The sequence below is a fragment of the Microcoleus sp. CAWBG640 genome, from assembly GCF_020883015.1.
Classification (GTDB): Bacteria; Cyanobacteriota; Cyanobacteriia; order Cyanobacteriales; family Microcoleaceae; genus Microcoleus; species Microcoleus anatoxicus.
In genome coordinates this window covers 1-11,635 of record NZ_JAHRFC010000117.1, presented here as the reverse complement: position 1 = coordinate 11,635, position 11,635 = coordinate 1, and the positions used below count along the sequence as shown (strand labels likewise).

14 protein-coding genes are annotated in these 11,635 nt (G+C 46.5%); 5 read left to right on the top strand and 9 right to left on the bottom strand.

The features are described from left to right. The 5 genes from AAFP11_RS27765 to AAFP11_RS27745 form a co-directional block, all read right to left on the bottom strand. Positions 1–752: homoserine kinase (locus AAFP11_RS27765; protein WP_341739927.1), on the bottom strand; the 752-nt coding region annotated here is incomplete at its 3' end. 77 nt (positions 753–829) lie between these two features. Continuing rightward, positions 830–1,399, bottom strand: coding sequence for a Uma2 family endonuclease (locus AAFP11_RS27760; RefSeq protein WP_341739926.1), 570 nt, complete (start codon positions 1,397–1,399; stop codon positions 830–832). A gap of 52 nt (positions 1,400–1,451) precedes the next feature. Continuing rightward, the gene (locus AAFP11_RS27755) at positions 1,452–1,943 is read right to left on the bottom strand and encodes a tetratricopeptide repeat protein (RefSeq protein ID WP_341739925.1); all 492 of its coding nucleotides are present in this window, start codon (positions 1,941–1,943) and stop codon (positions 1,452–1,454) included. 3 nt (positions 1,944–1,946) lie between these two features. Next, the gene (locus tag AAFP11_RS27750; protein WP_340520893.1) at positions 1,947–2,513 is read right to left on the bottom strand and encodes a Uma2 family endonuclease; all 567 of its coding nucleotides are present in this window, start codon (positions 2,511–2,513) and stop codon (positions 1,947–1,949) included. Between the two features lie 207 nt (positions 2,514–2,720). Further along, complete coding sequence (locus AAFP11_RS27745; RefSeq protein WP_341739924.1) at positions 2,721–3,956, bottom strand: VWA domain-containing protein; 1,236 nt, start codon at positions 3,954–3,956, stop codon at positions 2,721–2,723. A gap of 67 nt (positions 3,957–4,023) precedes the next feature. Here AAFP11_RS27745 and AAFP11_RS27740 point away from each other — a divergent pair, with 67 nt between their 5' ends. The 4 genes from AAFP11_RS27740 to AAFP11_RS27725 all read left to right on the top strand — a co-directional run bounded on the left by AAFP11_RS27740 (position 4,024) and on the right by AAFP11_RS27725 (position 6,911). Continuing rightward, positions 4,024–4,713, top strand: coding sequence for an ATP-dependent Clp protease proteolytic subunit (locus AAFP11_RS27740; RefSeq protein WP_341731609.1), 690 nt, complete (start codon positions 4,024–4,026; stop codon positions 4,711–4,713). 67 nt (positions 4,714–4,780) lie between these two features. Then, positions 4,781–5,452, top strand: coding sequence for an ATP-dependent Clp protease proteolytic subunit (locus tag AAFP11_RS27735; protein WP_340549860.1), 672 nt, complete (start codon positions 4,781–4,783; stop codon positions 5,450–5,452). A gap of 111 nt (positions 5,453–5,563) precedes the next feature. Beyond that, positions 5,564–6,157 carry an ATP-dependent Clp protease proteolytic subunit gene (locus AAFP11_RS27730; protein ID WP_340520888.1) on the top strand — a complete coding sequence of 198 codons (594 nt, stop codon included), beginning with the start codon at positions 5,564–5,566 and terminating at the stop codon, positions 6,155–6,157. Between the two features lie 130 nt (positions 6,158–6,287). After that, positions 6,288–6,911 carry a DnaJ domain-containing protein gene (locus AAFP11_RS27725; RefSeq protein WP_341739923.1) on the top strand — a complete coding sequence of 208 codons (624 nt, stop codon included), beginning with the start codon at positions 6,288–6,290 and terminating at the stop codon, positions 6,909–6,911. Here AAFP11_RS27725 and AAFP11_RS27720 read toward each other — a convergent pair. Then, positions 6,894–7,838 carry a serine/threonine-protein kinase gene (locus tag AAFP11_RS27720; protein WP_341739922.1) on the bottom strand — a complete coding sequence of 315 codons (945 nt, stop codon included), beginning with the start codon at positions 7,836–7,838 and terminating at the stop codon, positions 6,894–6,896. The genes AAFP11_RS27725 and AAFP11_RS27720 overlap by 18 nt on opposite strands. Before the next feature lie 26 nt (positions 7,839–7,864). Beyond that, positions 7,865–8,758 carry an EI24 domain-containing protein gene (locus AAFP11_RS27715; protein ID WP_341739921.1) on the bottom strand — a complete coding sequence of 298 codons (894 nt, stop codon included), beginning with the start codon at positions 8,756–8,758 and terminating at the stop codon, positions 7,865–7,867. Between the two features lie 102 nt (positions 8,759–8,860). Between AAFP11_RS27715 and AAFP11_RS27710 the strand changes: the two genes are divergently transcribed. Beyond that, the gene (locus tag AAFP11_RS27710) at positions 8,861–9,610 is read left to right on the top strand and encodes a 2-phosphosulfolactate phosphatase family protein (protein ID WP_341739920.1); all 750 of its coding nucleotides are present in this window, start codon (positions 8,861–8,863) and stop codon (positions 9,608–9,610) included. Between the two features lie 22 nt (positions 9,611–9,632). On the opposite strand, the gene AAFP11_RS27705 is transcribed toward AAFP11_RS27710, so the two are convergent. Then, positions 9,633–11,006, bottom strand: coding sequence for a lipid-A-disaccharide synthase-related protein (locus tag AAFP11_RS27705; RefSeq protein WP_341739919.1), 1,374 nt, complete (start codon positions 11,004–11,006; stop codon positions 9,633–9,635). A 52-nt stretch (positions 11,007–11,058) separates the two neighbouring features. Next, on the bottom strand, positions 11,059–11,635 hold a 577-nt coding region (locus tag AAFP11_RS27700; RefSeq protein WP_341739918.1), incomplete at its 5' end, for a response regulator.

Genomic DNA, 11,635 nt, shown 5'->3' with positions numbered 1-11,635 from the left:
GTGATTTCCCCCTTGCTAAGGGGGGGTGATGATGTGATTTCCCCCTTGCTAAGGGGGGGTGATGATGTGATTTCCCCCTTGCTAAGGGGGGGTGATGATGTGATTTCCCCCTTGCTAAGGGGGGGTGTAAGAGGGGATTCATCTCTTAGCCCCCCCTTACTAAGGGGGGGTTGGGGGGGTAATTCTGGTTCCACTTCGCTAAGGGGGAATTCTTCTCTTAGCCCCCCCTTAGTAAGGGGAAGTTCATCTCTGAGCCCCCCCTTACTAAGGGGGGGTTGGGGGGGTGTATTGCTAGCAGCGAGGCGACAACCTCCCAGTAAAGCGGGGACAACGTTGTCGGGATGTCCTTCAAGTTCGATCGCCAACTGCATCACTTCCACCTGACTCAAAGGCGAACCGGCTAATTCATTTGCACCGACTAGCCCGCCGACAATCGCTGTAGCGGAACTTCCCAAGCCTCTAGCCAGCGGCACTTGCATATCTATATGTATGGCGACGGGCGGTGGCGATTGGTTGAGGCGATCGTACAAGGTAACAAATGCTACATAGGCGAGATTGCTGTCATCTGTCTTGACTTTGGCTGCTTCTGCGCCCGTAACGGTAATTTTTAGTTTCTCGGTTGCCGAGGGTTCGAGTCGGGAGAATTGGAAGCGGTTGTAGAGGCTTAAAGCGGCACCGATGCAGTCAAAACCGGGGCCTAGGTTGGCGGTTGTGGCGGGTACGGTAACGGTGAAGGTGGAAGTTGCGGACATTTTTTGAATAGTAAATTTTGAGTATTTAACCGCTTGGGAACAGAGATAAATTGTTGATATCGGTTCGATCGCCTATTTTAACTGATTCCTAGAACATCTTCGTAAATTTGTGCGATCGGGCATTGAAAGTCTACGCTAGCCAAGCGAACTTCTTCGCCCTCCGCGTAAGGGTAAAGTTCCCAGCGCCCTTCTGCATTGCGCCGATAACATTCTACACCGATTCTTTCTTGATTAATCACTACGTATTCTTGTAAAGTTTCTAAGGTGCGGTAGTCGGCAAATTTATTTCCGCGATCGAATGATGCCGTTGTTGGAGATAGAACTTCTACGATTAAGCGCGGGTGGCATTTGAAATATTCAAGGCTTCTATCTTTTTCATCGCAAGTTACCATGATGTCGGGATAGTAAAATACATCGGCTTGCTCAATTCTGGCTTTCATGTTTCCTGCGTAAATGCGACAGCCTCTGCCTCTAACGTGAGTTGTGAGCAAGTTGACTAGGTTGATGCAAATTGTTTCATGGGCATCACTTGCTCCTGCCATTGCATAAATTTCGCCTTGTCTGTATTCGTGTTTGATAGGGCTAATTTTTTCGCCTTCTAAATAGTCTTCTGGGGAGGTGTAGGTGTGGCTGATATTGGCAATCATAGTTGGTATTTCTTAAACACTAAGGAGATTATATCATGTTGGCAAAAGCTATTTATTGTTCCAGCAGTTGAAGATGCTTGATGGCATCTTGATAATCGTTAGTTTTGCCTGATTTTTGATAGAATTGGGCTGCTGTATGATAATCGGCGATCGCGCCGTTGATATCTTCTAAGAATTCGCGGACTCTGGCGCGATTGTAGTAGGCATCGCCGTAGTTGGGGTCGATTTGAATAGCGCGATCGAAATCTGCCTTTGCTGCTGGGTAATCTTTGAGATCGCGGGCTCGAATTATACCGCGTTTGTTATGGGCTTGGGCGTAGTCGGGATTGAGGCGGATGGCTTCGGTGTAATCGGCGATCGCACCTTGAATATCTCCTGCTTCTGACTTGGCTAAACCGCTGTTAAATAAATCTTCTGCCTGATTTTTAACATTATTTATTTGAACTATTAATACTTCTGATTTAGCAGAGACAGCAGGAGATATATTACCAAAAATAGTAAAGATTGCTAGAGTCGCAATTAAGTTGTAAAATGGTGTTTTCATAATTTAGGTAAAAATTAGAGCTACAGAACAACTAAATCCTGGCAATAAAGGCGATGTAAGTTCATCATTGTTTAAGAGCGTAGCAATGAGCCTTAAACTTGCTTGTTCGCGACGATAAACTTCTATTTGTCGCAACCGCCAATTCACAATCCAGTATTCCTGTACTCCCCGCACTGAATAGAGTCGGAGTTTCAAATCTCTATCCCGTCTTTCATTATCTGCACCTGGGGACAATACTTCAACAACTAACTCAGGTGAGCCGGTTAGATGTCCGGCTTCGTCTAGTAAAATAGCCAAGCGTTCATTGCTCGCCCAAACTAGATCGGGAATTACGTTATCGGCATCTGTGAAAATAAGGCCCGGATTGATTCCTGCTTGTCCTAAATTAGTCTCTCGCGACCAAGTATTAAGTTCTTGGTAGAGGTTGCCTATAGCCTGTTGATGCCCCCAATGCGGTGCTCTAGTCATAAATAGCTCCCCATCAATAATTTCATAGCGATCGCCATTATCAGGCAATAGTTCTAAATCGGCGGTAGTAAAGCGTAGTTTATCAGATATTGTCTGGCTCATACAAACACTCTTGATAGGTGATACAAAAATTATAGACGATCGAGCATCTAAAGCATCCACAAATTTCAACCTGTGAGTGCAAAAGAAGGCAAAAACAAAACCCGCCCAGGCGGGTTTCTATATTCTTAGTCCGCGCACCATCCGGACTTTGTTTGTGTAGTCGCGATTTCCAATCGCCGGATTTCCTGAGAATTACAAACCATGAGATTACTTCAGAACAGTCTTAGAAGCAATCCGAGTTTTCTTGCGATCGCCCTCACTCAACTCCTCACCGGATTGCAAACGAGTAGCAGAGGTTTGTAGGACAGTGGCGGCACTTTTATCGCCCATTTGCAGAGCCGTTTTAGCCGCGGTTTGAAGCATCGTGGCTGCGCCAGCCCGATCGCCTTGCTGCAATCTAGTTTCAGCAAGTTGAGTTTGGCGGTACTTAGCCAAAGCTAAAATGTGTTGCTGTACCATGGGATTGATTGCCGGCTGATAAACTGGCAGGACATTAGTCGAAATCACCACCGATTCAGAGAGCAAACCTGCACCGACTGTGGGATCGTCGTAGCGAATTTGCAATTGCCCGATCGCCTGTTTACCCTCTGGTAACTGTCCAATATAAATATTAGCCAAAACTACTCGTTCTACATCCTTCATTAAATCTCCCAAACGGACCATAAAGCGATCGCCCTCTTGCTGCACCGGCAATTCGATCGTATCTGGGGCAACTTGGGCGATGGGTTTAAGTTCGGCTAACCGTACCTTTGGCATTAAAGAAAATAGCAAATAAGCATTAGTCAGCCCCACCGATTGGACGCGGGTAAACAGCTTGCCAAACTCTTCAACAGCATCTTCAGGACGCTGAATATGAGCCAAAGCACCGCCACCGGCATCCGCAATTTTTTCCAAAATATCCTGATTCCAGTTATCCCCAAATCCCAGAGAATTCAAGGTCATGTTATACTCAGCAGCCAGCTTGGCCAACTTCAAACAGCGGTTGTTGTCGCCGTGTTCATTTTCGCCATCAGTCAACAGAAAAGCCTGAGAGATAGTCTCTTTTTTGCCTTTGCCCAACTCTTCAATACCTAGCTTAATGCCCTCATCAATTGCCGTCCCACCAGCGGGACGCAATTTCTCAATTTGCCGTTTAATACTAGCGGGGTCTTCCACAATTTGGTTAGGGACAAGGACTTTAGCTTTGTGGTCAAAAGCAACCGCACAAAAGCGATCCCCAGGCTTCAATCTGTCGAGGAGGCGTCCGGCGGCCTGTTTGACGGTTTCCAAAGGACGTCCGTTCATGGAACCGCTGTGGTCGAGAATCAGGCACAGATTTAAGGGTACGTTGGAGTCGAAGTCCGAGGTGGTCGCAGACACCGAAATGGCTAGCTGGCGCTGGCTTGAGGGCGCATCCGCGTCCAGGTTGGTGTCGTTTAAAGCAGGGAGCAAACTAACTTTCATGCGGGATACCTAAAGATTGCGTTACTATTTCTTTAAGAATAACTCCATCAGTTCAGGCGACATTTCGATGAAAACACCCTTTAAAGCAATGCAATCGCAATACTACGGCGATGCCTCCTACCGGACGCCCCCCCCTGATTTACAATCGCTGTTGCTGAAGGAGCGGATTATCTACCTGGGCTTACCCTTGGTATCGTCCGACGATTTCAAACGTCAAATGGGGGTAGATGTCACTAAACTGATTATTGCTCAGTTACTCTACTTACAATTCAATGATTCGGAAAAACCGATCTTTTTTTACATCAACTCGACAGGAACTTCCTGGTACACAGGGGATGCCATTGGGCAAGAAACGGAAGCTTTCGCTATCTGTGACACGATGAACTACGTGAAACCTCCTGTTCATACCATCTGCCTTGGTCAAGCGATGGGAACTGCGGCGATGATTTTGTCTGCGGGAGCTAAAGGCTCGCGGGCTAGTTTGCCCCATGCTACCATTGTGCTGAATCAACCGCGGACGGGGATGGGACGATCGCAGGCAACAGACATCCAGATTCGGGCCAAGGAAGTTCTGGCCAACAAAGCAACGGCAATGGGTATCCTGTCGAAGAATACGGGTCAGCCCGTGGAAAAAATTGCCAAAGATACCGATCGAATGTGCTACATGACCCCGGAACAAGCCAAAGAATACGGACTAATCGATCGGGTGCTAGAAAGCACCAAGGATTTGCCCGTAGCATTGCCGGCGCTAGTTTAACCCTTTCCTGCTAGGGGAAGGCTTTTTGAGTCTGATTATTTTTTTAGAAGCTTGGATGGTGGTAGCTATGCCTGTTGATGAAATCCTGCGCGTTCCTTACAACATTCCTGGCAGCTCCAACTGGCAGTGGATCAATATATACACTCGCTTGAGCCAGGAACGGATCATTTTTGTGAACCAGACGATAACTACAGGTCTGGCAAATACTGTGATTTCAGCAATGCTTTACCTGGACTCGATCGAGTCGAAGAAGCCCATATATCTATACATCAACTCCTACGGCGACCCAATCGCGGGGGGAACAGTAAATCAAATGGCTGGGATGATGTCGGTGGCGGCAGGTTTGGCGATTTACGATACCATGCAGCATATCAAGTCGGAAATCCAAACAATTTGTTTGGGTCAAGCCATCGGTCTGTCGGCCCTGTTACTGTCCTCCGGGAGCAAAGGGAAGCGAGCTAGTCTCCCCCATGCGATGATTGCCCTGGAGTATCCCCAAGGGGGGACCCAGGGTCAGGCAACTGATATCACAATCAATGCCACAGAAGTCCTGGCAAAAAAAGATTTAATTCTGGAAATTTTTGCGAAAAATACAGGACAATCTGTGGAAAAACTGGCGAAAGATATGAATCGCACGTTTTACCTGACTCCGCAAGCAGCTAAAGATTACGGGCTGATCGATCGGGTGTTGGAAAGCACCAAAGAAATATCTCAACCAACTGCCACAGTTTTTAGCTAAAGGAGTTGCCATTGAGGAGAAAATCGGTGGGATTAACTCCTGAATGGGAACTGCTAGCTGCTAACTGTTCATTACTGAAAATTTCACCTTTATTCTGTTAGGAGATATACGATGCCTATTGGCGTTCCCAGCGTTCCGTACCGGCTTCCCGGCAGTAGCTACGAACAGTGGATCAATATTTACGAAAGGCTGTTTCGGGAGCGGATTATTTTCCTGTCAGAAGAAGTAGATGATGGCATTGCTAATGCGATCGTGGCTTATCTGCTGTACCTGGATTCGGAGGATCAGAGCAAACCTATTTACCTGTACATTAACTCTCCCGGCGGCTCGGTGACGGCGGGCATGGCAATCTACGATACCATGCAGCACATTAAATCTGAGGTAGTGACGATTTGTGTGGGTCTAGCGGCCTCGATGGGTTCTTTTTTACTAGCAGCAGGTACCAAGGGGAAACGAGTCGCTTTGCCAAACTCGCGGATTATGATTCACCAGCCTTCTGGGGGCACGCGGGGACAAGCGACGGATATCGAGATTGAGGCCAAAGAGATCGTCCGCATTCGCCATCAGTTGAATCAGATTTATGCAGCTCGGACTGGTCAGACTTTAGCCAAAATCGAAAAAGACATGGATCGGGACTATTTTATGTCTGCTCAGGAAGCCAAGGAATATGGTTTGATCGATCATGTGATTGAAGAACGTCCTTAAGTAAAGTTTTCCCTTCAGTAGTGCAGGCAATGCTGAAGGGAAAACCTCGACCCGCAGTAAATTTTGGCAGAGTCTTTACTTTAAGGATTCTGCCATATTTAATGGTATTATTAGCGATGATTTATAGTAAATGGATATTGCAGATTATTACCGACAGTTAGGACTCAGATCTGGTGCGAGTGTGTCGCAAGTTAAGGCAGCTTATAGACAACTAGCCAGACAGTATCACCCCGATGTAAATCCGGGCAACGAACAGGCGAAGAATAGGTTTATTGCGATTACTGAGGCTTATAAGTTTCTGGTGAATATTGCTCCCCCCGATGGGGAGTCGAAAGTTGCGAATGATACTAAGCAGACGGGGACGACATCGGCATCCCAGATGCCAAAAACTCAACCACAGAAAGTGAAAGTGACTCGGAAAGCGTCGCCAATTGAAAATACCCAGGATTTGTCGGCAGCGGAAGAAAAGTTAAAGCAGGATGCTTATTTGCAGTTGCAGGAGTTGCTGAAGTATCAGAGGTTCCCACGGGCGATCGCCCTGGTGGAAGGTTTGGCACAGCGGATTCCCGATGATGTGGAAGTGCGTCAATGGCAGGCGATCGCCTATCAGCGTTGGGGAAGGCATTTAATTGGGGAAAAGCAGGTTGATAAGGCGAGAATTTATTTAAAAAAGGCTGTGAAAACTGACCCTCACAATCGCGCGTTGTGGGCAGAAGTTGAGCGAGATTTTCGCAAGTTAGAACAGATTTATTGAAGTTGGAAATTTAGTTGGGTTCTGTGCAGGCGATCGCAGGCTTATAGTTTTGAGTTTTTCGAGAATAACTTGAGTATTTTTAGGTCTTTTTTCCGGCAGGGGTTCCATTAATTGGTCTATAAAATATGGTAACAAACCTTCCAGTTGCACCCCATGATTTCTCCAATTAATTTTACCAGTTGTCTCATCTTTCGGAAAGTCGATCGGCGGTGTACCTGTTAGTAAATGTACAAAAGTACGTCCCAGGGCAAAAAAGTCCGATCGCACTTCAGCTTTACCTAGAATTTGTTCCGGGGCGGAATATCCGGGCGAACCTATAGGCGTTGTATCAATCCCCGCTTCTCCCACAGCCCCAAAATCAATTAGTATCAATTTGCCATCGGGTTGCAACATCAGGTTTGAGGGCTTAATATCTCGATGTATTATATTATATTGGTGAATTTTGTGTAAAATATGCGTCAGTTGGGTGAGCCAATCAAGGGCTAGTTTGGGAGATATATGCTGGTTTTTATTTAAGAATTGTGCTAAAGTTTCTCCCTCAATTTTTTCCATCACTAAACAGGACAATTTTTGAGATTGTTGGGGAATTTGAATACTGAAATATCCGTCAGGTTCAACTTGCGGAATTCCGGTATTTCCCGCTAGCCAAATTAAGGTGCGTGCTTCCTGCTTGAATAATCGGATTAAAGGGGGATGATGAGTATATTTCAATACTTTTAAAACTTTGACAGTACCCCATTGGTTTTCCTCGGTTCCCCAATCTGCAACTGCAAAAATTTCGGTAGGGAGTGCGGGATTGGTCGATCGCACGGGGTGGATGATACGATAGCGATCGGCAATCAATAAAGCCGTCCCGCAACTGTGACAATTTTGAGCTCGATCGCAATTCTCAGGGGTTTTGCACTGGGGATTGATGCAGTAACTCATTTGAAGAAGTTATTGGTGAATATTTTTTAAGTAGGAATGTCGGTTTTCCCCTGGCTAATTTGCTCCTGGGATGCAAACCGGGTGGGCCAAATGCGATCGCAAAAAAACAAAGTGCCGGCAGTGACACATAGGGGAATAGCCAACAGGTTCAACAGCGGAATACTTACTAAACCAAAACAAACTAAACCAAAACTGCCACTAGCGGGCAAACTTCCCCGAAGGATCTCTAATTTTTCTTGAAAAGGTCGCCTGCGCCTTTCTAAAGGTGCATCTAAAAAGTCTAAACAGACAAGAGTTGCTCCCAAAGCTACTCCTCCTAAACTGCCTAAAATAGAGCCGACACCGGGGATGAAATTCAAAACTAGGAGTGGTATGCCGAAGCTCAACAAAATTTGTAATTTTCTGAATTCAAAGGCGATCGCTCTTTTGATATCCTGAAAAATGCTAGTCAAACTCATGGGTGCTTCTGCGGGCAATTGACCGTTACGCAGGAGCTCCAGTTGTTGAGATAATTCGCCGTACCAAGGGGAACCCAAAATCACGCCAAATTGTACTAATAAAAATCCAATGATTAGCAAAAGTCCGGTTACTAGGAGTATGCGTAACAACCAGCCAAAAGCGATGGTTAAGACGCCGAGAAAACTGAGCCACTGGGGCAAGTTAGCAATTAATGTATGAAAGTGGAGGGACAAATTGGCAACTAAAAGGTCTATTCCTGACAAACTGGGAAATAGTAATCCCAAATAAAGACTGATGCCAATTAAAAAATTTAGCACTACTGGAATTAATACATAACCCCAGAGCTTGGGTGTTTGCCAAAGCAGTGTGAAAGCTCGCAGAGGATAGGTGAAACCAGCCAGAAGTCCGATGGGCGCGCTGATGGCGGTGGGGGCGGGATTAGAATTGAGCTGCTGAGACATATAGAAGAAGGAATAAGGAAGAAGGAAGTTGGCTTGATTTATCTAGGAGCGTCACTTTCTATTATTATTACGTATGAGGATTTATTGTAGGTAGCCCCAAAAGTGAAGCTTTTTATTTACCATACCCCGGAACTTACCCCAACGGACAAAATGCCAGCCTGTGCGATCGCCGTTGACGTGCTGCGGGCGACTACGACAATGGCAACTGCGCTCAACAATGGGGCGGAAGCTGTGCAAGTTTTCAGCGACTTAGAGCAACTGATGGGGGAGAGCGAAAAATGGCCGGCCGACAAGCGCATTCGGGCAGGAGAGCGTGGCGGTGCGAAAGTTGACGGATTTGATATGGGGAATTCCCCCCTCGACTGCACCCCAGAAAATGTGACGGGGAAGCGAATTTTTATTAGTACAACAAATGGTACTCGCGCTCTCCAAAGGGTGCAAACTGCGCCGATAGTTTTAACAGCGGCTTTGATTAATCGGCAAGCTGTGGTGGAGTTTTTGTTAGATAAACAGCCGGAAACTATTGGGATAGTTGGTTCGGGTTGGGAAGGAAGTTATTCCTTGGAAGATAGTGTTTGTGCGGGAGCGATCGCCCACAGCCTCTTGACAAAAACTGGTATTTCTGCTACTGATTTTGCTGGTAACGATGAAGTATTTGCAGCAATGGCGTTGTATCTCCAGTGGGAAAATCAATTGCATCAATTGCTAAAATCTGCTAGTCATGGTCAAAGACTGCTGCGTTTAGGGGTGATTGAAGATTTGAAATATTGCTCGGAAATCGATATTTTAGATGTGCTACCAATGCAGCGAGAACCGGGAGTTTTGGTGAAGTCGGATGGGAAGATTTCCTAAATAAAGAAGACGGAAATCAGGACTAATTTCCTGACGGCAAATCATCGGGGCAGCACTGAATTAGACATTGGGCAATCCGTCGCGCTGCACCGGGTTTTCCCATGCGGCGCTTGCCATTTTCATCAATTAGCTGTAATCGGTCTGGATGGTTGAACAAAAACTGGATGGTGCTGGCAACTTCACGGGGATGGTTAACTAAAATTAGGGAGAGTCCTAGGAGGCGACTTTGCGCTTCTGCAAAAGCTGGTGTAAATTGAGGACCGGTGCCGTCGATGGCGATCGCCGGTTTTCCTAAACCTACAAATTGTTCTGTAGCGGTGCCGGCCATCGCCACGGCTACATCGGCTTCATACAAATAATCGTTAAAATTGTGCTGACTCAAAATCATGGTTGCTTGTTTCTGCACAAAGGTCAAAGGGAATAGGAAATTGGGAGATTCCTGGTTGATTTCTTGGCTAGGAGATACAGGAGGTCTTAAAATACTGCCTTCTCGCTGTTGGGTTCTAGTTTCGCCGTCTAGATTCCAGCCGAATAATTCTACTATGGAGCGCAGGGCTTCTAAATTTAATTCTGGGGAAATGGCTCCTAAAAATAGCAGTTTGCGATCGCCAAAAGTAGATAAAATACCCGTTACAGCCTCTAAAATTAGCTGCCAATTAGCGTAAGCTTCCGGCGCTCTAGAACCGGGTAGTAAAGCGATGGCGAGCGATCGCGACCTTTGGCGAAACTCTGGGCCCTTTTCGTAAAATCCGCGGGCTGAGTTTTCCGGTGCCAAGGCATCCATCATCGGATTTCCGAGATTGTAAGCGGGAATGCCTAATTTTTCCAAGGTCTCGGCCGTCAGGGCATCCCTAGGAAAAACGGCCCGACAGCGCCTTCTAGTCATCAGCCAGCGCTCCCAAGGCAAATAAACCGAGCCCGACCAAGCTTCCCAACTAAGACGTCGGGACGGGCCATTCACAGGCCCGTTTTCGTCTCGTAGATAATACTCAGACTTGGCGGTACCGACAAAGGCATAGGGGGCACCACTGAGCCAAGCAAACAGCAGTGGTACGATATCGCCGACTGCTAAAATAACGGCGTGCTGATTTCCCGACTGTTTGTGCGATCGCACCCAAGCACGGATGGCTTTAAATTGAGCGATGGTAAGTTGCAGCAAGCCGCCTTTGATGTCGCGCAAAAACTCCCTTCCGTCCATGTAGATAAAGCCGCCAGAAGGCATCCGCTGCACCGGGCCGATGACGCGGGCGTTGTCCAGTTTCGCGAAAGCTTGCCCTTCGCCTACCAGTGGAAATACGGATATTTCTGGCGGATGTGGCTGCTGTTGCAGTTCCTGTAAGATGCGAAGGGCGATCGCGTCTTCTCCGTGACCGTTACTAAGGCAAAGTAATTTCAATCCCAAAACTCTCAAAAATTATATTATACTAATAAATGTCAACTAATAACTGTTAACTAATAACTGTCTCTACACCCTCAATATATTGCTTTAAAAGACTCCGAATTTGTTTAAGTCCAAATTTCTTAGCCAGTTGGCGGACGCGATTAACCAGCGATATTAACTTCGGCTCTAAACTTTCGAGCTTAACCGCCTCATCAAAAATTCCTTCGATGTCACCCATAGCTGCTAATTTTAACATTCTCGCGACAGACTCAGCAACGGGAGGTAATAAAGTAGAGTAAGTTGGCAACTCAGATTTGGGTGATACACTTGCGGTTTTTCGCTGTTTGCTTTCCACAAAGTCCTCATAAATCCATTCTAGTCCCAAATGTAACCCCAACTGTTCTAAAAAGTGATGTGCTTCGATGGGCTTGGGCATAAAATAATCGCAGCCAGCTAGTAGACTCTCTTGTTGCGTCTTCTCAAAAGCACTAGCTGACAGGGCAATTAAGACTACATCCTTTAATTCAGGTAACTGACGCACTCGTCGCGCAGTTTCCAAGCCGTCCATGACAGGCATCAGCAAATCCATTAAAATGACATTTGGTTTAAATTCCACTGCTTTGCGGAGGCATTCTTGACCGTTT